Genomic DNA, 24,410 nt, shown 5'->3' with positions numbered 1-24,410 from the left:
ATTGAGGCGGGAGCCGGCGAGAGGCGGGATCATTGCGGGGCCTGTTGGCGCATTCACTCTTTCATCGACGGAGGCATCGATGGCCAACCTTTATTTCGAAGAACTGGAGATCGGAATCCGCAGCGCGGCGGGTCCCTATTCGCTCTCCAAGGAAGAGATTATCCGTTTCGCCAAACAATATGATCCGATACCCGCCACGTCGACGAGGAACTCGCGGCACAATCGGTCTTTGGCGGATTGACGGCATCGGGATCGCATACGTTTGCGATCTACATCCTGCTCTCGGGTCAGCTTCAACCGCACTGCCAGGTCCTGATGGGATTGGGTTGGGATGAGTTGAAGCTGACGAACCCGGTACGCCCGGGTGACGCGCTCGATCTCGAAATGACGGTTCTGGAGCTGCGCGCCCCTCGAAATCGAAACCTGACTGGGGAATCGTCCGCAATCGAAACCTGCTGCGCAATCAAAAGCGCGAGACGGTGCTGGAATACATTTCTACCATTTTCGTTGCGCGGCAAACGGAGGCGAACTCTCAACCCTCACGTTGAATTCCGTTGTTGGCACGAAACGGACCAGCCGGGCTGGTCTCGCTATGTCCGTTGTTGGGGTAAAACCCGAAGTAGCAGCTCGGCGTCAAACCGACGCGATTGAGCCATCTCGGACTTGACAGCCTTCCTTGCACATCTGCGCGGTCGATCTCAGAAATTTGCATCCGCCGATGTGGGCCGGTTCACATCGACCCCGCACGTTTAGTCCCACCGTCAAGTGGGGACTTTAACGTAGGAGAGTAAAATGCGTACCCTCTTTCTTGCCCTCACGACGTCTGCGACCATCTTCGCAACTGGCGTAAGCCCGGTGGCAGCTACCGAGTATCGATATTGCCTGCAAGGCGACGACTATGCCGGCGCGGGCGATTGTGGGTTCACCAGCTACCAGCAATGTCAGGCGACCGCATCGGGCCGCACGGCCTATTGCGTGGCAAATCCTTATCTCGCGAACGCCGCCGTCCTGACAATTCCTGCTAGGCCGCGCCGTCGCTGACGCGGCGTGCGTCACGAGCAAATCACATGGCTTGATCCGCTGTGCATTTGCCATCAGGCGCGAAATCGATCAGGTGATCGCAGCGGGCCAAGTCCGATATTGGCACCTTTGAGACATGCCCGCCTATCCTGAGAATGTCCGTTCACCGGGGTAGACCGGAAGTCGCCGTGGTCTGGTGAAACCGACGCGATTGACCCGCGTTGGACATTGAGCAGGACGACGGACGGCTGGTAGCCAGGGGCGACAATATAACCCTCGCTTTATTTCCACTTGAGCATACTGTTCGGACCATTGACGGCAGACAACAGGCGCCGCTGACTGAGAGTTCTTTGCGCTCCCGCCACAACCGTGGGAGCGCAATATGCCACATAATGACAACTTACTTCTCGCATCGCTTTCTCCGGGCGATCTAGCTGCCCTTCAGCCCCACCTAAAGCTCGCGCATTTCGAGCAGGAACAGGTGTTATACGAGGCGGGCGATACGATCGACGCGACCTATTTTCCGACTAGCGCAGTTATTTCTATCGTGGTCACGTTGTCGAGTGGCCAAGTCGTGGAGGCCGCGATGGTCGGCCGAGATGGTGTAATTGGCGCGTCGGCCGCGCTTGATGGCAAGACGGCGCTTAGCCGGGCAGTGATCCAACTGAGCGGCGAGGCAATGGTTTGCAGCTCGGCGGGGCTCAGGGGTGCTGCCATGCAGAGCCAACCCCTTCTTTCACTGCTGATCAGACACGAGCAGACCCTTTATGCTCAGGCGCAGCAATCCACCGCCTGCATGGCGGCGCATCATGTGGACGCCCGCCTTTGCCGCTGGCTGCTCAGGTCGAGAGACTTATCGCAAAGCGATACGCTTTTATTCACGCAAGAGTTCTTAGCGGAGATGCTGGGTGTCAATCGAACAAGCGTGACGGTCGTGGCGCACACACTTCAGCAGGCTGGAATCATCCAATACACCAGAGGTAAGATCCGGATCACCAACCTTGTGGGCCTGCAGGATGCGGCCTGCGAATGCTACGAAGCCGTGAAATCGCAGTATCAGGGCCTGCTCGGTGAGCCAAAACATCAGTCCCTATGACGCAAAAAAATCGGCACAATGTAGGGAACACCACATAACGGCGCGCGTTTGGCTTTATTGATCGTAGCGAGCCATTCTCAAGGGCCTTCCTTTTCGTACCGAATGTTATTGTTCGGTAGAGGGAACTGATCAGAAACCCACAATTGTAAGTCCATCGGAGGCTGTCATGGATGGCTCTCGAAGCGAACGCGCGTGCGCGCGTGCACGACACCTTTTGGCTCAAATCGCACCCTTACCCGATGACTCTGAAGTCCAGCGCTTGCGCGAACTATCCATGAATTACATTCGCGAGGCCGAAAAACTCGAAGGAAAATGCGTCACCCCGCGAGAGCCTAGCGAGCAAATCTCCGCAGCCTTAGATGCGATAGCCCGCGATTTTTTTGCTCGCGCCGTTCAAGCGAAGGCGCGAGATGTTGGATAGGTTCGCGTCGGCTCCCTAACTTCCGAGTCTGGCACCTTTGATCATGCCCGCCCATCCCGAGAATGTCCGTTCACCGGGGTAAGACCGCAAGTCGCCGTTCTCCGGCCAAACCGAAGCGAGTGCCCCTTTAGGCGACATCAATGGGTTATCCCATAGATCGGGTCAGCCAGCCTGACAGAACCGCGAAGTTAATGTCGCCTACAATTGCTGATACCGTAAGACCCTTCTCCGGGAGAGACTTGTGCAAGGGTGCGTGCATATTGTCGATGACGATGCGTCCTTTCGAACAGCCATGGAGCGTCTTTTGACGAAAGCCGGCTACGAGGTCCGCCACCTATGCTTAGCACTTGCTGGATCGCTTGCCGAGCGAAAGCGTCCCAAGCTGCCTTCTCCTCGACGTGCGGATACCGGAACTGAGCGGTCCGGAGCTGCAAGAGCGCCTGAGCGAACTCGGTTCGACGCTGCCTATCATATTCCTCAGTGGGCATCCCGATATTCCGGCCACGGTTCGGGCTATCAAGGCGGGTGCCGATGACTTCCTGACCAAGCCTGTATCATCGGATGATCTTCTTCGGGCAATCGAGCGGGCGATTGCGCATCATGAAGTGACACGTGGCTTGAAGAGCAAGCTGAATATCGTTCGCGCTCATGTCGCGGCATTGACGCCGCGCGAGCGGGAAGTTTTTTGCTTGTCATTCGCGGCGACACCAACAAGCAGATCGCCCGCGCGTTAGGCTGTACCGAACGCACCATCAAGGCCCATCGCCACAGGGTGATGGAAAAAATGGAGGTTCGGAACTTGCCGGAACTTGTGTCCCTTGCTGAGCGGATTGGCATTATGTAGGCCGCCAGACAGACGGCCTAGGCGACCCTTTGTAGACTGACGGTTGTCGCGCACGGTCTAGACGGAACAATCTCGTTCGATTCTCTTGAGGCTCCAAGGCGTGTCGGCGGACAGGTCAGCGATGTCGCAAGACCAGAACCTCGTTTTAGTGGTTGACGACGACCCGGGATGCTAGGGGCAATAAAGCGTCTGCTCCGACAGCATGACTACGAACCCATCTTATTTTCGTCCGCGCAGGCTTTCACAAGCCACGCCGATTTCGAGAAGGCGGTTTGCGTCATACTCGACATCAACCTCAAAGACGGGTCAGGGATCGAGCTGAGGCATCGCCTCAAGGCCGATGGGATTTCCGTGCCGGTTATCTACATAACCGGGAATGAAGACCCTGCCATTCGCCGTGCTGCGTTGGACTCTGACTGCATCGCGTTTCTTACAAAGCCCTTCTCGGCGCAGTCGCTCATTGACCCGATCAAGAAAGCATTGGCCGAGCGTTCATAAGCCCCGTCGCAGTTTCGCTCGCTCGTTGATGGCTTGTTCAAGGTCTGCACCTGCATGTCCGCCATTGGCACAAACCGGCGGTTAATGGGTGGGCAGAGCATGTCCGCTCTGCCCAGGCATTTCAGACATCAACCTGTTCCGCTATTGCCAGGGCGTCATCAACCTCGATGCCGAGATACCTGACCGTGCTTTCGATCTTGGTATGCCCGAGCAAGAGCTGGACGGCCCTCAGGTTGCCCGTCCGCCGAGATATCAGGGTAGCTTTTGTGCGGCGCAGGGAATGCGTCCCAAACAGCCTCGGGTCCAGTCCGACGCTTCCGATCCATTCCGACACGAGCCGCGCATACTGCCGCGTTGTTATGGTGCGGTTCGGACCGCGGCGGCCCGGGAACAAAAACTCCCCGGGCCGTTTATTGCCGGTCTTTAGATAGTCATCGATCGCCTGGCGGGTCTGTTCACCTAATTCAAATTTCACAGGCCGCCCGGTTTTCTTTTGCCGGACAATTGCGCGATCTGCCGTGTACCCGCCGGCAGCGACATCCTCGACACGTATGGCAACGACGTCACAGCCGCGAAGCTTGCTGTCGATTGCCAGATTGAACAGAGCTAGGTCGCGAGTGCGGCCTTCGATCTGGAGTTTCGTCCGGATCGACCAGACGTGTTTGGGTCGTAGCGGTGGTTTTGCCCCGGTCAGCATTCCCTTGTTCCATGGCACTCGCTTCGTCGCGGGGGTCGCGTTCACTTGATCCTGCATGGCCATACTCCTCGGCTCGGCTACAGAGGCGAGAAGCATGGGCCAGCGTGTTAAGCATTGGAATCAAGTCAGTTTTCGAACCAAAGCGGACTCCGCACCTGGCGGCAGACGCCCTGTAGCGATTGACCAACGCGGACATTAACCCTCGGGGATTCCGGCCAGGCGCATGCCCTGACAGACGCGCTCACGTCTTGCGAGATAAGTTGGATTGCAAGTCCAAGCGCCGTCGCCGTAACGGCGGACCGTAAAGCTTGGATCAAGCGCGAGCCCTGCCTTCGCAGCAGCGCTTGCCTGATCCGGCGACCCGAGCAACGCTAGTGCTGCAGCGAGTCCGAAATACGCCAGCGGAAAATTTCGGTTGGCCTCGATGCTGCGAAAGAACCAGCCTTGCGCTTCAGCGTCTGCCGAAATTTGCAGCTTAGACATGCCGACTATTGCGAGCCAGCGATGGGCGGAGATATCGCGAGGAGAAAGACGAAAAGCTTCGTTCATGTGTGCCTCAGTCTGCGCCCCGCGCCCGATAACATACTTGGCAAGGCCGATTTGAGCGTGCGCCTCAGCCAAATTGCGATCCAATACCAACGCTCTCTCGCACTCTGCGATGCCCTGAGCTGCGCGGTTGGTACAAATTAGCAGCCCGCCTAAGATTAAGTGAGCAAAGGCATGGTTCGGCGCGACAGACAGAACCTTCGCCAGCGTCGACTCGGCTGCCGCGAGAAGCGCGATCCGGTGGTCGCTCAGGTAGGCCGTGAGACCTATCCAATCGACCACAGCCGTCCAGACCATCGCCTCGATATTCTTGGCATCAAGCGCTATCGCCTGTTCAAACATGCGGCGCGCTTGCGCCACACATTCGGGCGTCCACCCCTTGCTCAACAAAGCCTTACCTTGGAAATACAACTCCATTGAACTGGGATGCGGAGATCGTTCCGATCGCCTGGCCTCTTCGTCAGTAAGCTTCGCATCGAGCGTGTTGGCGAGCCTTGATACGATCTCATCTTGCAAATCGAAGAGATCCATAATCGGCTTGTCAAAACGCTCGGCCCATAGGTAGCCACCAGTTTCGGCATCGACAAGCTGCACGTTGATGCGCAGCCGGTCACGGCGGCGCTGCACCGAGCCTTCGAGAATGTAGCGAACGTTCAACTCGTGGCCGATCTGCTTGAGATCAACAGCCTTTCCTTTGTAGGCAAATGCGGTGTGTCGGCCTATGACAAACGAGCCTCTGATGCGCGACAAGTCCGTGGTCAGGCTCTCGGTCACACCATCGACGAAGTAGTCCTGCTCGGGATCTCCACTTAAGTTAGCGAAAGGCAGGACCACGATGGAAAGACGAGGCGACGAAAGCGGGCCTTGCGTCGCAAGCTCAGCCTTCATCGCGGAGCTAGGCCTATCCCGGACCACCGCATAGGCTCGGACTGGAAGGTCGATATTTTTGAGGCTCTGCTCGCCCAGATCGGCGAACTCGATTCCGACCTTGCCTCGGACTTGATCGTAGGCAGCAGAAGATATGCAGATGCCGCCAGGTTCTGCGATGCTCTCAAGCCGCGCCGCAACGTTAACGCCGTCTCCAAAGATGTCATGTAGCTCGACGATTACGTCGCCGATATTGATGCCCACGCGGAAAGCAATACGCCTGTCTTCCACCTCAGCAATCGTAAGTTCTTTATTGCGGCTCTGGAACTGCACCGCAGCTCGGACCGCTTCAACCGCGCTCGGAAATTCCGCCAAGAACCCGTCGCCGGTGTACTTCACGATGCGGCCGCCATGCTCCGTAATCGCGGGCTCGACAGCGTCCGCGAGCAGCGCTGTTAGTTTGGCATGCGTAGCCTCTTCGTCATTGTGCATGAGCCTCGAATAGCCAGCCACGTCGGCGACCAATATCGCCGACAGTCTCCGCTCAAGCCGGGCTGGTCGGTCTTGCACCATCGCATAGAGACCTCTCAGCTTGGAGTTATACGATAGATCCCTTAGGATGCCCACTCAGACTGACGTCAGTTTTTGGCCCTTCTGCGACCTCGGATGATGTCTGCATTTCCCCCGCTGTTGGCGGTCGAGCTGACATCAGTCGGCCAGCCCCCTAATGAGTACGCGGCCTAATTCCGATCTGCCGGAAGCCGGCACATCCGATTGTCTTTATCGCGAAGGATAAAGGGAGAAGCTGATGCAAGTGACTGATGACGAACTGGTGAACTTCGAGGCGAACGGCGCGCCGCCGCTTCCGGCCTCCGGTAGAGAAAGCTTCTTAGAGAACGACGGCGCGCGTATCTGGTATGTCGCCTATGGTTCTGGCCCCGCCGTCATCCTGCTCCACGGCGGGCTCGGCAACGCCGGGAACTGGGGCCACCAGATTCCGGCCTTTGTCCAGGCCCGCCGGACAGTCGTCGCCATCGATAGTCGTGGGCATGGTCGCAGCACGCGCGACTCCCAGCCCTTCAGTTACAAACGGATGGCAAGGGATGTGCTGGCCGTGATGGATCACCTGGGCCTTGAAAGGGCGGCACTTGTCGGCTGGAGCGATGGCGCCTGCACAGCGCTCATCCTTGCCGACAGGCATCCAGAGCGCGTCTCCGGCGTCTTCTTCTTCGCCTGCAATATGGACTCGAGTGGCACCCACGAGTTCAAACCGACGCCGGTGACCGATCGGTGCTTCCGCCGCCACGAGAGGGACTATGAGGCGTTATCTGCGATACCCTCCGAGTTCGGGACATTCGTCGCTGACGTGACGCGCCGGTCGGGATTTTGCGGCATGGATCGGACTTGTGCCGCGGCAGCACTCGACGGGGGGCAAGGAGCGGCTCGGCGGCATCTCCAAGCAGGAGAGATCGCTATCTCCGACGGTTGCTTGTCATCGGTGCAACAGCGGTTGTTCGACACGCCCGGCAGCAGCCGCAAAAGCATCCCTGGGTCATGAGGCTGCTGGCCAAGAAGCCGGCCAAGCTCGTCGCCGTTGCCGTTGCCAACAAGATGGCGCGCATCGCTTGGGCGATCATGGCCAAGGAAGGATACTATCGAGCGCCGGAGCTTGCTGCAGCCGCCTGAAGAGGCTTGGCAATGGGAGCCTGAGGCGACGGCGGAGCAAGACAACCGAATTGCGAGGGTGATGATGGCGTGATGCGAAACGGTCGAGCCGTCGATTGGGACAACCCGCTTCTGGGTCATGGGCGTCAAAGCCCGTGCGAATGATTGGGACCCGATCCGCGGACTACATCAGGGCCAGCGGTCATGGTGCCGCGCAAACAGGCCGGACACATGACTTGCACCCGACTGCAAGCCGAACGTCAGATTCTTCTTGCAACGCGGGCGTCGTCCACACATGACCCTTTTCTGAAGTGCTGCGAGGGCGCGACGAGGCTCGCAATTGATGAAGAAGCAGAGGTCTGGGCGGCCTCCAGCTTAGGGCCGCGGCTCATTGCGGGACATCAACCTCGTGGGTGTGATCTTCATGGGCATGTGGCTCGAGGCCCGGCATGGGCGCGCCCGTGAAATAACCTAGAGCGCCAGGATGCTGCGGGATGCGCGAGTCGGGTGGCTCGGAGGACGAACCGCTCGGCAGCAGCAATTCGGGAAGGACGCTGCGGCTCTTGTCCAACGCTTCGGCGATCAACCAGGCATGGCGTGCTGCAAAGTCGTCGCGGCAGACGAACAAATACTCTCCGATGCCGACGACGGTGAACAGCTTGACTGGTCCGTGGTCGGCGAAGGGGGGCCTCCCCTGTCGAAGGGCTGCCGCATCGTCGCGCCGCATCAGCGCGACGTCCAACTGCTGCGAGCTGATCAGACTGGCGATGCGCTCCTTGTGCGGCGCCCTGCTCACCTGAGCCTTGCTGCTCGGCAAGCGATCCGCGAGGACCTCAGCTACCCGCTTGCCGAGCTCGAACGAGGGAGGATCGGCGCGCGAAGTCAGGATCAGCAGGTGACGCCGGCGGTAGACGCCCCACTGGCCATAGGGTGCGTGGCCACAAAGGAACATGGCTGCGGCGCCGGCCCCCGCCGTTCGGAGGAATTCCCGGCGGCTCGGCCTCCCGCCAACCTCAGGACTTTCGGTCTTATGCCACACGCTACTACTTGCGGAATATGGTGGTCGGCAGGATGGCGGAGACTGCGTAGTTCGGCACGTCGACGACATTGCCGATACGCAGGTCGGCGGCCACGCTCGCCACGACATATGCCTGCTCCGGCGTGAGGCCCTTCTCGCCAACCATCCAGTCGATCAGCTCGATCAGGGCGTTGCGCGCCGCCAGCATCAGATCCTCCGAGAGGTTCTCGAGCGGGCCGATTTTCTGGCTGTCGAGGTAGGTATGGTAAGGCGGGATCTGGCCCTTGGCTTTCAGCGGGAAGCCGGTGGTGGCGTAGAACTCGGTCGGCGCCAACCGGATGAGCTGATCGCCGCCTTCGAAGTGCGGGACTTTGACCTTCGCGGCTTGCGCTTTGCGGATCTCGGTGACCAGCGTGACCGTCGCCCCCATCTCGATCGCCGTGCCGGAGACCTCGCCATCGCCTTGCGCGAAATGGACGTCGCCGACGAACAACCCGCACCCGTCCACGAAGCAGGGCAGCAGCAGCGTCGTGCCTACCACCATCTGCTTGATATCCATGTTGCCACCGTTCTCGCGCGGCGGAATGGTGCGCAGGCACTCATTCTTGCTGCTTCCGTTCTGACCGCAGACATCGCTCGGCAGCGCACCGAGCGGCTGCGGAGTCAGCACGACGCCGCCCGCGCTCTGCAGCGTCGCCTCGCGAGTGAGGATCGTGGCCACCTCGGGCTGGCCCGGCAGCACCCCGACCGTGCCCATAAATCCGTTAAAGGGGATGACGACGCCCGGGATCTGGTCGGAGACCGCCTCCTTGCGGTTGAGTTTCCAATTGGCGATGAAAGGCTTGGTGAAGCGATCGCGCAGGAAACCGAAGCCCGGGACGATCACAGTGTAACCGTAGTCGTCCGGCTGTACGTCGAGGAGTGTCACCGCAAGTACGTCGCCGCGCTGGGCACCCTCGATGAAGACCGGGCCGGTCAGCGGATGGACGAGATTGAGATCGGCCGCCGACACATCCTCGGGCTTGGAGCCGAGGTTGAAATCGGAGTCGAAGGCGTCGCGCGTTTCAAAGACGATATGCTGACCGGGGTTGGCGCGACTCACCGGCTTGATGGCCGGGTGCATGCGATTCATGCAGTTCTTGTCGTCGACGCAGTGCGCGCCGGTCTTCGCGACGCGCACAATCTGCCACGCCTTAACGGACGTCGTATCCGCATGCGCTGCGGTTGCGCTGAGCAGCAATGTCGCGGCCGCAGTGATGATCCAGAATTGCCCAGATTGCATCATTCGCTCCTCCCTCAGCAGAATCGTGGCCCTATTCTGGTCGGGACGACGATCGGCAACGCCTTGGGCGCCCGGCGGCACGATGAGGAGATCAAGATCTCGTCCTGACGACCGTCCGGCGAAGCTACTCCCCTTTGGGGTAAGTGCCAACCACCATGGGTCGAAAGGGCGGAAAAACAACGGCCTCTTCACCGCCATGGCGTTCTTGTCGGTCCAGCATTTCCTTGTCCTCAAAGTGCAGCGTTTTCAGTGTCGGCGCTGATACGACGGACATATCCTTCGCGGTCAGATCACCGAAACGAACGGCGCGAGACCGATCAGCAACAGGGCGACGCCCGTGGCACCTTCCAGGAGACGGGACAGATGGGCTAGGGTTGCCATGCCGGGTTCAGCTGCGCACGCGCCATTCGCGTGCGAAGATTGTCAGCAACGCAACAACGCAGGGCGTCAGGGCGCCGCCCAGCAGCATCGCGGCGGCGAAAGCAACGCCGGCCGGTGGGACACCGTTGCCAGGACGTAGACCATCGCGAACAACGTGAGGCGGGCACGGTACGAGACCCGCCACAAGTCCCACGGACAAGCATCGTGACGGTGTGGCTCACCGCGGATTGCGCGAAAGAGCAGCCATGCGCCGATGGCCGCCAGAAGACCGCGGCTCAGCAGTTCGAGGGCGGGGGCGCCCGGCGCCTCTGGTCGAGTGAACGCATGAAGCCGCCGGCGCCAACTCATAGCGACGTCCGCTTCTGGCCCCATAGCCGCCGTGCCCCTTTTTGTTGCCCATGACGGCTTTCAAAGGTAGAGCTGACCACGCGCCGATAGGTCCGCGAAGTCGCCTTTTGACCCTGCCAAGACCCAGAGCTGGGAATCGGCGCGCCGGCGGCACGCGTCGTTCCTAGTCAACGTAAGCCTGGCACTCGATCTCGACCTTCATTCGCGAATCGACCAATCCCTTCACCTCGACGAGCGTGGAGGCCGGCAGATTTTCGCCGAAATACGCTATGCGGCGCGGGTTGATTTTCGGTCGTTCCGTGACGTCCGTCATGAAAACTTGCACCTTGACGACATGCTCGGGCCCGGCGCCAGCCGCCTTCAGGCACTTGTCCATCGCGGCGATGGCGATGTCGAATTGGGCAACAACGTCGGACGGTATGCTGCCGTCCTGCGCCTGGCCAACGACGCCAGCAACCCAGACGTGGGGGCCTGCGCGGGTCACGTGGCAATAGTGGCTGACTGGCTGTGGGATGTCGGGAACGATGATGCGCTGGATTTTTGGCATGCCTAGCTCCTGAATTGGGATCGACGTCCAGAGGCTAGTTGCAGTTGGCCCTGTCGGCCAGCACATCCTCTGCCCCGTGGTTTCGCGGTTTCGCAAGCGTTGGCTTCAATACTTACTAGCGCCAACAAGGTAATCGACGAAATGGGTACCAGGTCCGTTTGTGGCACCAAGCGGCGATTAAGGGCCGGGCAGAGCACGTCCGCTCTGCCCGGGTATTTCAGACATCAACTTGTTCCGCTATTCCGAGGGCGTCATCCACCTCAATGCCGAGATATCGGACCGTGCTTTCGATCTTGGTATGCCCGAGCAAGAGTTGGACGGCCCTGAGATTGCCCGTCCGCTGATAGATCAGGGTAGCCTTTGTGCGTCGCAACGAATGCGTCCCAAACAGCCTCGGGTCCAGCCCGACGCTTCCGATCCAATCGGAGACGAGCCGCGCATATTGGCGCGTTGTCATGTTGCGGTCTGGACCACGACGGCCCGTGAACAAGAAGTCCCCGAGTTTTTTGTTGGCGGCCTTTAGATAGTCATCGACCGCCTGGCGGGTCTGCTCACTCAATTCAAATGTGACAGGTCGTCCGGTTTTCTTTTGTCGGACCGTTGCGCGATCCGCCGTGTACCCGCCAGCAGCGACATCCTCGACGCGGATGGCGACGACATCACAGCCGCGAAGCTTACTGTCTATCGCCAGATTGAACATGGCGAGGTCGCGAGTGCGGCTTTCGATCTGGAGTTTCGTGCGGATTGACCAGACGTGTTTGGGTCGCAGCGGTGGCTTTGCCCCCGTCAGCTTTCCCTTGTTCCAGGGCAGCCGTTTATCAGGCGTCAGGGCAGCTTTTACTTGATTCTGCATGGTCGTACTCCTCGGTTACAGAGGAGGAGAGCATGTGTCACTGGTTAGGCATCCTTGACCCGGCCATCTGCTCCTTTTGCGTAAGTCGTGTATCTTTAGCCGCCGAGAAGCTCGTTCACCATCTTTGAAGGGTCCGTGGCCGTGGTCCGTAGCAAGAATGCGTCACCAACTTGGGGCGACGTTAAGGCCGCGCTCCTAGATTTCGATCGCGCGGGCCTTCGGGGACTAGTGCAAGACCTCTACACTGCGAGCAAAGACAACCAGGCATTCTTGCACGCCCGCTTGGGCTTGGGCCATGATCAGCTCCAGCCCTTCAAGGCGAGTATTTCGAGATGGATATCCCCGGACCTAATGAAAGGCCAGTCGGTATCAGTTTCGAAAGCCAAGAAGGCGATTGCGGATTACAAGAAAGCCATCGGGCGCTCGGATGGAATAGCGGAACTGTCGATATTTTATTGCGAGGAGGCATTCGGCTTTCTAGAATCCTACAGCGTGGAGGATGAAGGCTATTTTGCTGCTTTGATCCGCATGTACGAACGGTCTCTCGAAATCGTGTCAAGCCTAGCTCCTGCCGAGCGTATGATCTACCTCGAGCGTCTCGAAAAGCTTAGATCACGCGGGAGGCACGTCGGCTGGGCGATCGAAGAAGGATTCAATAGCCTTTGGTACGCCGCTGCTCTGGACGAGCACAAAGGTGAATGAAGCCTCATCCAGTCGCACGAGGTAATCGATTAGGAGCTGGGTCGCCGGTAGTGGAGCTTGCGCAGCAGGTAGGTCGCCACCGGATTAGGTGTCAGAATCAGGTCAGTTTTTGGGTCAAAGCGGACTTCGCATCGGGCTCGGCGGCAAAGGACCTGTAGCGATTGACCCATTCCGGACGCTATTGTCGCGACGGTGCCCGCTCAGCGGCCAAAGCTCTTTCAAGACTAAATTCGCGAGGTCTAGTTGTTGCACTAGAACCACAGACGCGTCGCGCCAGCTGCCGGCGGCGCCACCATGCCTTTCTTTCAACAAACAACGGACATCCCCTGCCGACTGCAACGTCGGGAGAGCATCCATGCCCATCTCAATTCTGCGGCTGCTCGCGAGTGTCCTTTGGCTGGCGCTCATAGTCTCTACATCCGCGACTGCAGAACCGAAACTTGAAATGCATCGTGTCGGCGTTAACGTAGACGATGGCTCGGGATGGTATCCGGCTGTTTCGACCAAGGGCTTGTTCTCGATCCTCCTGCCAATTCCCTTCAATGATTTCACGACTCGCGACCCGGGCACGGGCGAAGTGAGCCATGTCGTCGGCGGCAAGAGTTCTGAGGGAATCAAGTTTACAGCGGTTGAACTGCCGGTAACTGCAAAGACGCCTGTCGACCTCGCGGCGATCCCCAAATCTTTCTCATCCAAACCGGCTAACAAAGTGTATGATGAAATCCGCAATACCAAGGATGACGTCGATAATCTGTTCTTCTCAGTCGCCAACTCGGCAACGACTGCGCATTTCCGCTACACCAGGATGAAAGGTACGCTCTACATACTAACGATTGAATACCCCAACGCGTATCGCGACGTGGTGGCGGAAAAGAAAGATAAATTCTTCGGATCCTTTAAATTCAAGGGGAAGTCCTGAGCGAGCAGAATAGGGATTATGCGATCGGAATGTCTCCTCCTAGCACCTTGAGACACTACGACCGGCCATTTCGGCGTCCGCTTACAGGGGAAGAGCGGAAGTAGCCGGCCGAGAGCCAAAATGACGCGATTGACCGAAAACGGAAGTCGGCCAAAGATCAGACGCCTTTCCAGGACGCACGAGATCGTGTACTCTTTGAATAGCTGTCGTCGCAGGCGGGAAATGCCGAATCCTCGCGGGACTGAACGGACAGCAGTCGTGCCGTCGGCAAGCATTGCACTCAGATAACCGACTTCCTTTTTCGCCGGTCCTTCAGCATTTCGCATTCCAACGCGGGTGTGCGTAAGCGCGCCCGGCCGATTGATTGTGCAATTGTCAGGGAGGGACGTCATGATACCCACAGTGGCACTAGCAATGCGCGCGGCATTCGGGCCCAGCCCGAGTGCGCTTCTTAGCTGTTGTCTCCTTTTCGCCTTATGGCCCCCAATCGGAACCGCCGCCGCGAATGAGGTGACCGACTGGAGTGTCATCATCGAGCAGACAGCCACAGCGTCTAGCGCCAAACCAGGCGTCATCCTTTCGGGCCGTAATGTCTCACTGATGCATCTTGCGATGCATGATGCCCTCAATTCAATCAGCCAACGCTATGATTCTTATGGCGTCCATCGTTCTTCGCCGGACGCAAATCCTCGGGCGGCAGTCATGGCTGCGGGCCATGGCGTAGCGGTTCGGCTCTACCCGGACCAGGCATCCTCGTTGGACAAGCTCTACAGCAAGATGCTTCTGACCATTCCCGATGAGCCTGGCAGGAATGAAGGGCTCGCGCTAGGCGACGAAGTTGCTGCAAAGCTTGTTGCGCTCCGCGCGGATGACCACTTCGATTATGCGACCGCAACGGGAGAGCCATTTGTGAGCGGGAGCGGCCCCTATGGCTCCGGACCCGGCGCTTGGGTTCCTGCGCCAGATTCACCGCATCAGAATGCCAATTTTTCACGCGCAAGCCTGGTTACCCCTCTGGCACTGACGAGCCCTTCGCAATTTCGCAATCTGCTCCCGGGTCCTTTGAAGCTTAGCTCTGGCAAATATTTGCGCGAACTCGAAGAGGTCAGGACTCTCGGGGGAAAAAACTCGACTGTGCGAACATCCGAGCAGACCACGATCGCAATGCTCTGGGCAGATGCTTCAATGTTCAGGGTCTTCAACGAAATCGCTCGCAATCTCATCTCTGCGAGAAACGATGATCTTTGGGAAAGCAATCGGACCTTGGCACTATTGAATGTCGCCATAGCCGACAGCTACGTCGCCGTCTTCGAAGCAAAGTACCACTATCTGTTCTGGCGCCCAACCATGGCCCTCCTCTGGGCTGACGGCAACGAATTGACTACCTCTGAGTCCTGGCTGCCGCTACGGCCCACGCCGCCCTTCCCGGAATATCCATCAGGCCACTCCGCTGCCTGCGGAAGCGCTCAGATCATACTAGAGAGTGCATTCGGCCGCAGCACGCCATTTGCCGCGACCAGCGCCCGGTTGCCTGGATACAGTCGCAATTTCAGCAGCTTTGACGAAGCATCTCGGGAATGCGTTGAAGGTCGAATGCTTTCTGGGGCCCACTTCCGATTCGCAAATGAAGATGCTCTGCATCTTGGCCAGCACATAAGCCGCTACGTGATTCGCAACATCCTCGCAGCACGCTGAGACGCCGATGTTTGTTGGAAGGCCTTGCTCCTTCGTATGATGTGAAGGCGATTTCCAAGCAAGGTCTGCTAAATTCCGAATCCCGCGACGGGGCCCCGCCGCGTCAATCCGTCGCCGGCACTGGATAACCTTTTGGCTGCTACAGGCGCTGTCGGCGCGGCGCCGAGAGAGCGTGACGCACCAGCTAATGAGCTAGATACAGATCGCGTTCGGATTGGAATGCATCAGTGCAAGAGGTGTCTCGTGCACGGTTAAACAACCAGAATGGGAGGTACGAAATGAAGGGTCTATCGTCTCCTCACCGGATCATCCCCCTTGGCGCATTTGTTATGGCGCTTGCCATATCCGTGCCGGCATCCGCCGGCGGTCCCGAGACTTCCGTGCAGACCGAGTACCTGATGACGTTGCACGCGCCCCTCGATGCGCCTCAGGCAATTGATCAAAGTCTTCTCATTTACAATGTGCAACCAGGCGGATGGGTCGACGGGCCACGTATCAAGGGAAAATTCGTGGGACCGGGCGCCGACTGGTTGCGAGTGATGCCGTCTGGTGTCTTCCGCCTCGATGTGCGCGCCACGATCCAGACCGATGATGGCGAACTCGTCTACGTAAGCTATGGCGGCGCTATCCAATGCAGTAAGGAGCAGGCCGACCGCCTAAATGCAGGAGCGCAGCTAAAAGCGGACGATTGCTACTTCATCACCGCACCGACGTTTCAGACGAAGTCCGACAAATACGCTTGGCTCAATGCGGTCCAAGCCGCTGGCAAGATGGTTTCTCTCAAATTCGGTGAGGGCAGTCACGTACGCTACAACATCTTTGCGCTGAAGTGACCCGTATCGGACCTTCGACCGATTGACGGTTGCCAATTGGTCGAAAGTCCGACGAGCGCCTCGTGCAGTCAGAACACTGCAACTCCCTCGTGCCCAAGTCGCTATAGTGCCGACTATGGTCGTGACGACTGGAAACAAGGTCCGATGTCGCCTGTTGGCACCAAGCGGAAGTGACGACCCAGTCAGCGCATGTCCGCTAATTGGAGATGATCGGAAATGATCGGTGCTTAATCTAAACAACGAAATTGACCCAACCCTGACCATCTTCGCTGTCTTCGTCGCAGCGGGTATCAGCGGTAAAGCGGAGGTTCGCCGAGGCCGTAGTCTCGTCTATAGTGAGTAGAAAGAACAAGCGTCGCCTGGACAGGCGGAGCGCGCACTTCAGTCGCTTCAATTGCCTGCGGCGAAGGCGTCATAGACCAGTTTCTTGAACGCAGCCCTGGTGCGGGCGCGCTCGTTCTGCGTCTGCGCCATCAGGATGTAGATCACGTCGAGCTTGGGATCGACGCCGAAATAGGTGCCGCTGCCGCTGTCCCATTTCAGTTCGCCGATTGACCCCGGCGGCGGTGGTTTTGCCTCCCCCGGATCGGTACGCACGGCGAGGCCGTAGCCGAACCCGAAGCCATCGCCGGGAAAATAGAAGTAGTCGCGCCCGACGCCAGAATTCGGCCCGACATGGTCCGTCGTCATGTCCTTGAATGCCGCAGGGCTGATATAACGCGTGCCGTCAAGCTCGCCGGCATTGAGGATCATCTGCGCAAAGCGCGCATAATCGATGATGGTCGAGACCAGTCCACCGCCGCCGGATTCCCACTCCGGATGCGCACGGCGCTCGCGCTCCGCATCGACGAGTACCCTGTCGCTTGGCAATGGCTCCGCCATCAGCGTGAGTTCCTGGGTCGCGTCGAGCACGAATTTGGTGTGGTTCATGCCCAGCGGATCCAAGATGTGCTGCTTCATGAAGTGATAGAGCGTCTTGCCCGAGACGATCTCGATTACGCGGCCGAGCACATCGGTGGAATGACCGTAGCGCCAGAGTGTGCCAGGCTGCCGTGCCAGCGGTAGTTTCGCGATGCGCTCGGCAAACTCCTTGTTGTCGAATTTCCCGTCGAACAGATGCGCTTGCGAATAGACCTTCATCACCCACTTGCCGCCGATATATTCATAACTGATGCCCGAAGTATGCCGGAGCAGGTCCATGATGGTCACTTGCCGCACGGCCGGGACGAGCTTCAGCGTTGGTTCGCCCCGTACATCCGTCATTTCCAGCCCCACGTGCATATTGGCAAAGGCCGGGATGTATTTTGAGACGGGATCGTCCAGTGCAAGCTTGCCGGCATCGATCAGCATCATCGCCGCCAGACTCGTGATCGGCTTGGTCATGGAATGAAGGGCAAAGATCGTGTCCGGCGTCATGGGGAGCTTGGTTGTGACGTCGCGCACGCCAAAGCACTTCAGGTAGACGGGGCGGCCATGCTGCTGGATCAGGATGACGGCGCCCGGCAGTTTTCCTGTTGCAACCTCGTTGTTGAAGAACTCGGCAATGAGCTGCAGTTTTTCCGGTGCTGGCGCGGGCGCCGCGCCAGCTGTCCCGCTTCCGTTTGTGCAATGCGCCACGAAAGCAGCCACCAAGGCGATGCGCCAGGCGCTCGGGGCTGCCACTGAATTGAACGCGTTGCCCATGGTCGCCGCACTGATTTCCGCGCCAAAAGGTCTCGTCGTTCTGCACCCGCTATCGTTCCTGCAGGCTCTGGCTCGTTACAAGACAGCATGGCTGCCCAATTGAAGCAGTCGTCGAGCAGGCGACATGATCTCGATTCGTGCTTGATAGGCGTCGGCCTTGGCTTGCACCCGTGACGATCGTAGTGTGTGGATGTGCTGTGCCGCGATGCATGAGTCAGCTCATGGCACCTTTCAGACATGCCGCCCGGCTCTGAATATGTATGATTATAGGAGAGAACCGGAAGTGATCGGCATGCGCTGAGAACGAGGCGATTTACCCGAAGCGGACATCGCTCCTTCAGAAGGGACTCGTTCTTCGCTACGCATCGTATCACCCATAGCTTGAGGGGAAACGGTAGTCGCGCTCTACGCCTTGCGTCGCGACTTTGTCGTGACACTTCGGGAAATGGGGCGTACTCATGCGTGCGCTGATCAGCGGCCAAAGCGCCTTGCGATAAATTCCCGAATGGCGCGAGCAACGGCGACCGGCTGATCAAACAAGCTTCGGCATAGAATCAAAATATCGTCCGCATGGCGCCGAGCTTGGCGCAGCAGCCCAATCGCGAAGTCGCGTGAGGCTCCGATAAGCAAACTCAAGGGGTGTTCTCAAAGAAGGAGGGCTTCCATGAAACTTCGTGCAACATTCTTTGCGGTCGCACTTGGCGGCGCCGCTGCCATGTTTGCCCCTGCTACAACGGCCGTAGCTGAGCCAACAGCCAGATCACCATCCTTTACGACGCATTCGGCACCGATGCCGCAATGAAGAAGGATTGGGGCTTCTCCGCGCTCGTGGAGGTCGCCGGTAAACGAATCCTATTCGACACAGGCAACGATCCAGACATCTTCGCAGCTAACGTCAAGGCGAAGGGTATTGACCTCACCAACATCGATTTCGTCGTCCTGTCGCACCGTCACTCCGACCATATGGCTGGCCTGAACTATGTTCTGAGCGTGAATCCGACGATTAAGATCTACGCACCCAGGGAAGGATTCGGCATTTACGGTTCGTCGCTGCCATCGAGCTTCTACCGCAAGGATGAGACTTTGCCGCCCGAGATGCGCTACTACGATGGCAGGCCGCCGGAAGTCCTGAAATTCGGCACCGCCTGGCAGGGAGCCAACATCGAGCTGATAGACAAAACGACGGAAATCGCCCCAGGCATTACCTTGATAGCACTGGTATCCGACGCCCCTGGCACGAGGGAGCTCAAAGAGTTGTCCCTGGCTGTCAACACCTCGGACGGTGTAGTGCTCGTGGTCGGCTGCGCGCACCCGGGGATCGAAAAAATCGCCGAGGCGGCGACGGCCATCAGTCCCAAAATTCGCCTGATCGCCGGCGGCTTCCATCTCGTCGTCGCAGCGGACGAGGTCATCTCCAAATCCGTGGCAGCGCTCAAGGAAACGTTCAAGGTAGAGAACATCGCTCCGGGCCATTGCACCGGTGAGCCGACATTTGCAGCGTTGAAGCAGGCCTACGGCGATCGATACCTTTATGCAGGTGTTGGCACCTCGCTGCCGTTGGGACCAAGCACGGGCTCTGTTGGCCGACGTGGCGAGGGGCCCGCGTTCCAAGAGGACGATCTAACCACTTATCGAAACCTCGCTCGCCGCGAGGACCCTTTCGGCATTCTCCACGCGCGGAATCAACGCTCAAAGCTTTCGCACCTGTGAAGGCGCGTAACCGCCTAAGCACAATCGGACGGGATGACGCTATTGCCATAAACAGCGGAAGGGGTGTCCTGTCAACCCCATTGAAATTGCGTGACCTTTCCGCCGCCATCTTTCGAAAGCTACGGTCCTGACTACGGGGGGCGGGCGCTGGCGTTCGAGGGCAAAAGCCGCCGTCGCGGTATGAGGCTCCGGAAGGTCCTGATCGACCTCCCTCCGATTTTTGAGCGCTGCGCTCACATCCTCTGGGATAGCAACGGCGACAACATTGTCGAGTGATGCATGTGGGCATGGAACGGTGCTTCAAGTCGATCTATAACCTCACCCTCGAGGTCTCGAAATGGGGCCAGTAGATGGGAATCGCTGGCTAGCTTGCAACTGTTGTAGCTCTGCAGTTGTTTCTTCTCTGTTCGCTCCATGCGATTGCCTTTAGCCTAGCTTGAATGCTGGGGGCGGTCAGGGAGGTGGCCGTGCGACCGCTACTCTCTCGTTTTGCTTGCTTCGCGCTTCTAGCAATGTGCTGCTGGCCGGTTCACGGGTGGGCTTGGACAGCGGTTGAGCCCGCGCCATCTGATGAGCAGCGATTGGGAGCCCACATCGACGAGCAAGGCTGGATCCATTTCGGACTGCATTCACCGGACGCGGACGAGGTTCGACTGCTGCTGTTCGATAGCCCTCGAGCACGAACGCCCAGCCAAGTAGTTCCTATGCAGAGAAATGGCGAAAACTGGCGTATCAAGATCAAAGGCGCGGAGGCAAAACCGGGATTACTGTACATGTACCAAGCAGCCGGCCCGCTCACCGCGTCGCTTCAGGATCGGCACGCACCATTGTTCAATCAGAATTATTCGCTGGGCGACCCGTTCGCCTACAAAACGCACAACGTCCGTTTTTCGGACGTGTTCGCGTCGACGCCGTTTACGACCATCTCAGCGCCCATCTACGCAGGAGGCGGCAAGAGCGTCGTCTATGACCATGGCGGCGATGTTTTTCCGCGGCATGTCAGCATACGTCCAGAGGACCTCATCCTATACGAGCTGCACGTTCAAGATTACACCGCTCGCATTGAAGCGCTATCACCTGAACTGCGCGGCACCTATCTCGGCCTTGCTCGGAGTGGCCTCAAGACACCCGGCGGGCTTGCCGCCGGCATCGACCACCTCGTGGAGTTAGGGGTTACGGCCGTTCAGCTGATGCCGGTCATGGAGTACGACGAAGAAACCGGCAATGTTGAGGGGCGCCTCAACCACTGGGGATACATGACCACCAACTTTTTTGCCCCGGAGAGCCGATACGCTGCGGTCGACGGGCAGCAAGTACAGGAGCTCAAGGAACTGGTGCGTGCGTTCCACGAGCGGGGCATCGCCGTCTTCATGGACGTGGTTTACAACCACACCGGCGAAGGGGAGCCATGGACGGTGGACGCGAGGCTTGCCGCAAAATGCTACAGCTTCATGTGCTCGTCGCTCAACCGGGTGTACCGTCCAACCCCGGACGGACGACACTTTTCCAACGCCACTGGCACGGGCAATGATCTCGATTTCTCAGGTGATGACGAGCGCTACACGAAGCGACTGGTGCGTGACTCGCTCGCTCTTTGGCATCAGACATATGGCATCGATGGCTTTCGCTTCGATTTGGCGCGGATCCTGGCCGATGGCTCTCAAAACGCAGCGGACTGGATCGACAACGACCCACGCTTCGCAGCGGCCCACCTTCACGCCGAGCCCTGGGATATGGGCGGGGTGTGGTGGGAGTTCATGGACAATTATGGCTGGAGTCATGCCAACAATCGCTGGGCGAAATGGCTGGGGCAGTACCGTGACCAGGTACGCCGTTTCTCGCAATCTGCGTTGAGGAACCGGAGCGCCTTCAAGCGGCTGATAGAGGGCTACGGCCAAAACGAAGCCGGATCACCTGCTTCCACCAAGCCGTGGCGCTCGGTGAACCTCATCGCCGTGCACGACGGCTACACCCTGCGTGACTGCACGTTTTTCAACGACAGCGGTGGCTCCCATAACTGCTGGGACAGCGATGGAGACGAGAATGTGCGCCGCGAGCGCTCCAAGCTGTTAATGGGTATCCTCTTGACCTCACAGGGGGTGCCGCTCGTGCTCCAGGGCGACGAGTTCGGGCACACGAAGTCGGGGGCGAGATCCCAAGCAGAGGCCCACAACACTTACAACTACGAGTCCACGACGGGCGATCCGGCTGTCAATCACGTCAATTGGATTGACTGGCGCCTCAAGGACGGCGACACCAGCGGCTCGTCCAACGCACCTGCCTATGCCAAAGAGCTCTTTCACTGGACTAAGGACCTGATTGCTCTGCGCAAGCAGTGGTCGCACTTCCGGCGGGCGGAGTTTCCTGAGTATATCGACGAGGCACCGAATGATGAGAATGGGCCCCGTAACGACGGGCGGTTCACCTATGCATGGGAGGGTCCCGGAGACGGCTCGCCGTCGCAGCTCGCGGTGATCTGGTGGGGCAAAGTTGGGGAGCCCGACCTCATTATTGTTTACAACGAACACTGGGAGACCTTCGCGGTCGAGAACCTCGCCAATTGGTCGAAAGGCAATTGGAAGGTCCTAGCCCGATCATGGCTCGGAGATCAAAGCGATCTGTGCAGCCCCGCAGACTGGCAAACGAATTGTCCCGACGTGGGAGGCCGTATCGAGGTCAAAGGGCGGTCCATGGCGGTTCTCATCAGCAACAACGACTGAGAAGTGGGCACCAGATGGACAACCGCGACGCACCATGCGAATAGCACTTTCAAAGCTTCGGACCGCTTCCTCCGGCAGCCCCGAATTGTTTTCTCGCTAATTGGGCCGGAAGGGCCTACAGAGACTAATCGCCGCCCGCCCCTAGGCTGTTATCGGTGACTGAGAGTGTTTGTGCTCCCGCCTCAACTAAGGCGGTCAAATGTCAAAGTCCTCTTCATTCAATTTTCGGGAGTGGCTGGTACCGCCAGTGTTGCTGCCGATCTTTCTTGTGCTGCTCATCGTCGCGGCGATGTTGTACAACACAAGCCCGGCGTAACGGGGCCGCGCGCGCCTTCCTCTAACTCAATGGTGCGGCTCCATGGACCAAGCTTCTCTCGATCAAGTATATCGCTTTGATCAGGCGCCATCCGCTCGAGTAGAACGTCTGCGCAAGGAAGCTCGCGGCACGCCGCCTGGAGTCCGGCGGGACGAATTGCTCCGCAGAGCGCAACAAATCGAAAACATTTCGCCTGCTCAGGAGCCGATTGCATCTCTCGATCTTCACCCACCTAAATGAGCAGTTCTCGGCCCATACTTGGAGGGACCGAAATGGAAACCGCTGTCGTGTATCTAATCTCTGTTGGAATAACTGCTTGCGGGATCTGCGTCGTTGCCGGAACGATTGCGGCAGGCTCGCCTTTGGCTTGGACGCTTGCTGGTCTCGCCACAGTTACGGTCGGATCTCTCAGCCTTTTTGAGCAACTTAAACCTGTGAACTAGACCCGCTTCGTTGCCGCCGGCAGAACGATCCGTTGCCCAGTCACTTGAACCTAATGGCATTCACTCCTCGGCCTACCGTCCGGAAGACCGTCATGTTTTTTGCAGTGACTGCTGTCCTGCTATACCCGGTCTGGGGTCCATGCTGAGCAACGCGCGAATCCGAAACCTCTTTGTGCTGACCATCACCCAAAACCGCGCTCCGTCCGCACCACGTCAGCTTCCTCCCGGTTGCGGTGGGGTTCTAGTTTCGCACCGTAGGCTTATACAGCTGGGGCTGAAGGCAAAAGCGAAATGAAGGACCGGAAGTGGACCCAAGATCCCAAGACCCTCCTCTGGATTATTGGTGCCCTGGTTTTCCTGATATGGGTGTTTTTGCAGAGGCAATATTACTGAGCTTCCGCCGGCTGGTCGGCCTGGGGCTGAAGGGAAAAAGCAAATGATCAAGCCGAAGCGGTCTGCCGAGCAACAGGTTGCGGACGAGCTCGAGCGACGGGCTCTCCACCCGCTTTCGTCGAGGCAGACGATATCGGACAGCCAAGCCGAGCCAGAATTCCATGCAAACCACAAACGCCTTAGAGCAGAAAGGCTGGCGCGAGAGGCAGTCGAGATCGGGCTGAAGGCGAAGGGAAAATAGTGAACGAGCTAAAGCCGACCGCCGCGAGAACGCCATGGTTTTGGTTTGTGGCGGCGCTGTCGGCGACGTCGATCATCATGGCAATCACCCTCATCGGGTTTCCCATGTAGGGGTCGCGCCAGGCTTTGATGGGAACGTAGCCCACTGTTCGGCAGTAAGGTGGGTACAGTTAACCGTCTTAAGCGCCATAGCCGCACGTCATGGTTCGCTTTGACGGCAACAGGATGACGAACACCCCACACCGCGATTACATTGAGCCGATTGAAGCTTAGTGAGATTTCGAGATCGCCCGTTGCAGCGTGCGAACCAAATCCTCCGCAGCCTCTTCCATCGTGTCTTTTCTTTCCAGATGCTTAATCATTGCGACTAGCGTGTTGATCAAGACGATCCGGGCCATCGGCTGCGAAACCTGTCTTTCAGCCAAGAGCGCACGGATGTCTCGCGTAAGCGCGACGCATTCGACTTCGTGTGCCTTCGTCATCTCTCTGGGCACTTCACTCCTCCAGCCAATGAAAAGTTGGGATTCCAAGCACGCCCGATTCGTCAGCCAAGCTGGCGGCGGATCGGTGGCAAAAAGCCGCCGCTATGACGATCTTCGTGACGGCAACCTGCCCTAGGGGTTAATGGATCGTTACTGGCTGAGCTTCTGACGCGCGCCGCCGATATTCTGAC

The 24,410-nt window shown here is 58.5% G+C and carries 19 protein-coding genes and 3 pseudogenes; 15 read left to right on the top strand and 7 right to left on the bottom strand.

Going from position 1 to position 24,410, the window contains the following annotated elements; genetic code table 11:
* Positions 1-79: 79 nt before the first annotated feature.
* The 6 genes and pseudogenes from GWE18_RS15515 to GWE18_RS15490 all read left to right on the top strand — a co-directional run bounded on the left by GWE18_RS15515 (position 80) and on the right by GWE18_RS15490 (position 3,879).
* The gene (locus tag GWE18_RS15515) at positions 80-241 is read left to right on the top strand and encodes a hypothetical protein (protein ID WP_275186572.1); all 162 of its coding nucleotides are present in this window, start codon (positions 80-82) and stop codon (positions 239-241) included.
* Positions 238-651 carry a hypothetical protein gene (locus tag GWE18_RS15510; RefSeq protein ID WP_275186571.1) on the top strand — a complete coding sequence of 138 codons (414 nt, stop codon included), beginning with the start codon at positions 238-240 and terminating at the stop codon, positions 649-651. Before GWE18_RS15515 ends, GWE18_RS15510 begins: the two co-directional genes overlap by 4 nt.
* A gap of 141 nt (positions 652-792) precedes the next feature.
* On the top strand, positions 793-1,041 hold the full coding sequence (locus tag GWE18_RS15505; RefSeq protein WP_275186570.1) for a DUF3551 domain-containing protein: 249 nt from the start codon (positions 793-795) through the stop codon (positions 1,039-1,041).
* Between the two features lie 361 nt (positions 1,042-1,402).
* Positions 1,403-2,116 carry a Crp/Fnr family transcriptional regulator gene (locus GWE18_RS15500; RefSeq protein ID WP_057851268.1) on the top strand — a complete coding sequence of 238 codons (714 nt, stop codon included), beginning with the start codon at positions 1,403-1,405 and terminating at the stop codon, positions 2,114-2,116.
* A gap of 662 nt (positions 2,117-2,778) precedes the next feature.
* Positions 2,779-3,381 (top strand): annotated as a pseudogene (locus tag GWE18_RS15495) (response regulator).
* 168 nt (positions 3,382-3,549) lie between these two features.
* Entirely contained in the window at positions 3,550-3,879 is a 330-nt protein-coding gene (locus tag GWE18_RS15490; protein ID WP_275186569.1) for a response regulator, read from the top strand.
* 121 nt (positions 3,880-4,000) lie between these two features.
* Here the strand turns inward: GWE18_RS15490 and GWE18_RS15485 are convergent, their stop codons facing one another.
* Positions 4,001-4,633 (bottom strand): tyrosine-type recombinase/integrase, encoded by a 633-nt coding sequence (locus GWE18_RS15485; RefSeq protein WP_275186568.1) that lies wholly within the window; start codon positions 4,631-4,633, stop codon positions 4,001-4,003.
* A gap of 138 nt (positions 4,634-4,771) precedes the next feature.
* Positions 4,772-6,562 (bottom strand): adenylate/guanylate cyclase domain-containing protein, encoded by a 1,791-nt coding sequence (locus tag GWE18_RS15480; RefSeq protein WP_275186567.1) that lies wholly within the window; start codon positions 6,560-6,562, stop codon positions 4,772-4,774.
* A gap of 235 nt (positions 6,563-6,797) precedes the next feature.
* Here GWE18_RS15480 and GWE18_RS15475 point away from each other — a divergent pair.
* Positions 6,798-7,364, top strand: a pseudogene (locus GWE18_RS15475) (alpha/beta hydrolase); the annotation flags it as partial.
* A 1-nt stretch (position 7,365) separates the two neighbouring features.
* Positions 7,366-7,675, top strand: a pseudogene (locus tag GWE18_RS15470) (transposase); the annotation flags it as partial.
* A 367-nt stretch (positions 7,676-8,042) separates the two neighbouring features.
* On the opposite strand, the gene GWE18_RS15465 reads toward GWE18_RS15470, so the two are convergent.
* The 4 genes from GWE18_RS15465 to GWE18_RS15450 all read right to left on the bottom strand — a co-directional run bounded on the left by GWE18_RS15465 (position 8,043) and on the right by GWE18_RS15450 (position 12,083).
* Positions 8,043-8,762 carry a twin-arginine translocation signal domain-containing protein gene (locus GWE18_RS15465; RefSeq protein ID WP_275186566.1) on the bottom strand — a complete coding sequence of 240 codons (720 nt, stop codon included), beginning with the start codon at positions 8,760-8,762 and terminating at the stop codon, positions 8,043-8,045.
* The gene (locus GWE18_RS15460; protein WP_275186565.1) at positions 8,698-10,152 is read right to left on the bottom strand and encodes an acetamidase/formamidase family protein; all 1,455 of its coding nucleotides are present in this window, start codon (positions 10,150-10,152) and stop codon (positions 8,698-8,700) included. The genes GWE18_RS15465 and GWE18_RS15460 overlap by 65 nt, the downstream gene beginning before the upstream one ends.
* A 694-nt stretch (positions 10,153-10,846) precedes the next feature.
* Positions 10,847-11,230: a RidA family protein gene (locus tag GWE18_RS15455; RefSeq protein ID WP_275186564.1), complete on the bottom strand. Its 384-nt coding sequence runs from the start codon at positions 11,228-11,230 to the stop codon at positions 10,847-10,849.
* A gap of 217 nt (positions 11,231-11,447) precedes the next feature.
* Positions 11,448-12,083, bottom strand: a complete 636-nt coding sequence (locus GWE18_RS15450; RefSeq protein ID WP_275186563.1) for a tyrosine-type recombinase/integrase — start codon at positions 12,081-12,083, stop codon at positions 11,448-11,450.
* Positions 12,084-12,434: 351 nt separating this feature from the next.
* Between GWE18_RS15450 and GWE18_RS15445 the strand changes: the two genes are divergently transcribed.
* The 4 genes from GWE18_RS15445 (at position 12,435) to GWE18_RS15430 (ending at position 16,232) form a co-directional block, all read left to right on the top strand.
* Positions 12,435-12,785, top strand: a complete 351-nt coding sequence (locus tag GWE18_RS15445; RefSeq protein ID WP_275186562.1) for a hypothetical protein — start codon at positions 12,435-12,437, stop codon at positions 12,783-12,785.
* Between the two features lie 355 nt (positions 12,786-13,140).
* Complete coding sequence (locus tag GWE18_RS15440) at positions 13,141-13,704, top strand: hypothetical protein (protein WP_275186561.1); 564 nt, start codon at positions 13,141-13,143, stop codon at positions 13,702-13,704.
* A gap of 510 nt (positions 13,705-14,214) precedes the next feature.
* Positions 14,215-15,399: a vanadium-dependent haloperoxidase gene (locus GWE18_RS15435; protein WP_275186560.1), complete on the top strand. Its 1,185-nt coding sequence runs from the start codon at positions 14,215-14,217 to the stop codon at positions 15,397-15,399.
* Positions 15,400-15,677: 278 nt separating this feature from the next.
* Complete coding sequence (locus GWE18_RS15430; protein ID WP_275186559.1) at positions 15,678-16,232, top strand: DUF3237 domain-containing protein; 555 nt, start codon at positions 15,678-15,680, stop codon at positions 16,230-16,232.
* 390 nt (positions 16,233-16,622) lie between these two features.
* Here GWE18_RS15430 and GWE18_RS15425 read toward each other — a convergent pair whose 3' ends face one another.
* Positions 16,623-17,915 (bottom strand): serine hydrolase domain-containing protein, encoded by a 1,293-nt coding sequence (locus GWE18_RS15425; RefSeq protein ID WP_275186558.1) that lies wholly within the window; start codon positions 17,913-17,915, stop codon positions 16,623-16,625.
* A gap of 798 nt (positions 17,916-18,713) precedes the next feature.
* On the opposite strand from GWE18_RS15425, the gene GWE18_RS15420 reads away from it, so the two are divergent.
* The 3 genes from GWE18_RS15420 to GWE18_RS15410 all read left to right on the top strand — a co-directional run bounded on the left by GWE18_RS15420 (position 18,714) and on the right by GWE18_RS15410 (position 24,355).
* On the top strand, positions 18,714-19,625 hold the full coding sequence (locus tag GWE18_RS15420; RefSeq protein ID WP_275186557.1) for an MBL fold metallo-hydrolase: 912 nt from the start codon (positions 18,714-18,716) through the stop codon (positions 19,623-19,625).
* Between the two features lie 581 nt (positions 19,626-20,206).
* The gene (locus GWE18_RS15415; protein WP_275186556.1) at positions 20,207-22,345 is read left to right on the top strand and encodes an alpha-amylase family glycosyl hydrolase; all 2,139 of its coding nucleotides are present in this window, start codon (positions 20,207-20,209) and stop codon (positions 22,343-22,345) included.
* Positions 22,346-24,112: 1,767 nt separating this feature from the next.
* A complete protein-coding gene (locus tag GWE18_RS15410; RefSeq protein WP_275186555.1) occupies positions 24,113-24,355 on the top strand; it encodes a hypothetical protein in 243 nt (80 codons plus the stop codon).
* Positions 24,356-24,410: the final 55 nt, after the last annotated feature.

It is taken from the genome of Bradyrhizobium sp. CSA112, assembly GCF_029051645.1.
Taxonomy (GTDB): Bacteria; Pseudomonadota; Alphaproteobacteria; order Rhizobiales; family Xanthobacteraceae; genus Bradyrhizobium.
Note: the sequence above shows the minus strand (reverse complement) of the source record. Positions and strands in the feature narration are given on the sequence as shown.

Bases quoted from the DNA above. Each gene is read 5' to 3' on its own strand.
- GWE18_RS15515 (WP_275186572.1), top strand. From the start codon at position 80: ATGGCCAACCTTTATTTCGAAGAACTGGAGATCGGAATCCGCAGCGCG.
- GWE18_RS15505 (WP_275186570.1), top strand. From the start codon at position 793: ATGCGTACCCTCTTTCTTGCCCTCACGACGTCTGCGACCATCTTCGCA.
- GWE18_RS15500 (WP_057851268.1), top strand. From the start codon at position 1,403: ATGCCACATAATGACAACTTACTTCTCGCATCGCTTTCTCCGGGCGAT.
- GWE18_RS15490 (WP_275186569.1), top strand. From the start codon at position 3,550: ATGCTAGGGGCAATAAAGCGTCTGCTCCGACAGCATGACTACGAACCC.
- GWE18_RS15485 (WP_275186568.1), bottom strand. From the start codon at position 4,633: ATGCAGGATCAAGTGAACGCGACCCCCGCGACGAAGCGAGTGCCATGG.
- GWE18_RS15480 (WP_275186567.1), bottom strand. From the start codon at position 6,562: ATGGTGCAAGACCGACCAGCCCGGCTTGAGCGGAGACTGTCGGCGATA.
- GWE18_RS15465 (WP_275186566.1), bottom strand. From the start codon at position 8,762: ATGTCGTCGACGTGCCGAACTACGCAGTCTCCGCCATCCTGCCGACCA.
- GWE18_RS15460 (WP_275186565.1), bottom strand. From the start codon at position 10,152: ATGGCGGTGAAGAGGCCGTTGTTTTTCCGCCCTTTCGACCCATGGTGG.
- GWE18_RS15455 (WP_275186564.1), bottom strand. From the start codon at position 11,230: ATGCCAAAAATCCAGCGCATCATCGTTCCCGACATCCCACAGCCAGTC.
- GWE18_RS15450 (WP_275186563.1), bottom strand. From the start codon at position 12,083: ATGCAGAATCAAGTAAAAGCTGCCCTGACGCCTGATAAACGGCTGCCC.
- GWE18_RS15445 (WP_275186562.1), top strand. From the start codon at position 12,435: ATGAAAGGCCAGTCGGTATCAGTTTCGAAAGCCAAGAAGGCGATTGCG.
- GWE18_RS15440 (WP_275186561.1), top strand. From the start codon at position 13,141: ATGCCCATCTCAATTCTGCGGCTGCTCGCGAGTGTCCTTTGGCTGGCG.
- GWE18_RS15430 (WP_275186559.1), top strand. From the start codon at position 15,678: ATGAAGGGTCTATCGTCTCCTCACCGGATCATCCCCCTTGGCGCATTT.
- GWE18_RS15425 (WP_275186558.1), bottom strand. From the start codon at position 17,915: ATGGGCAACGCGTTCAATTCAGTGGCAGCCCCGAGCGCCTGGCGCATC.
- GWE18_RS15420 (WP_275186557.1), top strand. From the start codon at position 18,714: ATGAAGAAGGATTGGGGCTTCTCCGCGCTCGTGGAGGTCGCCGGTAAA.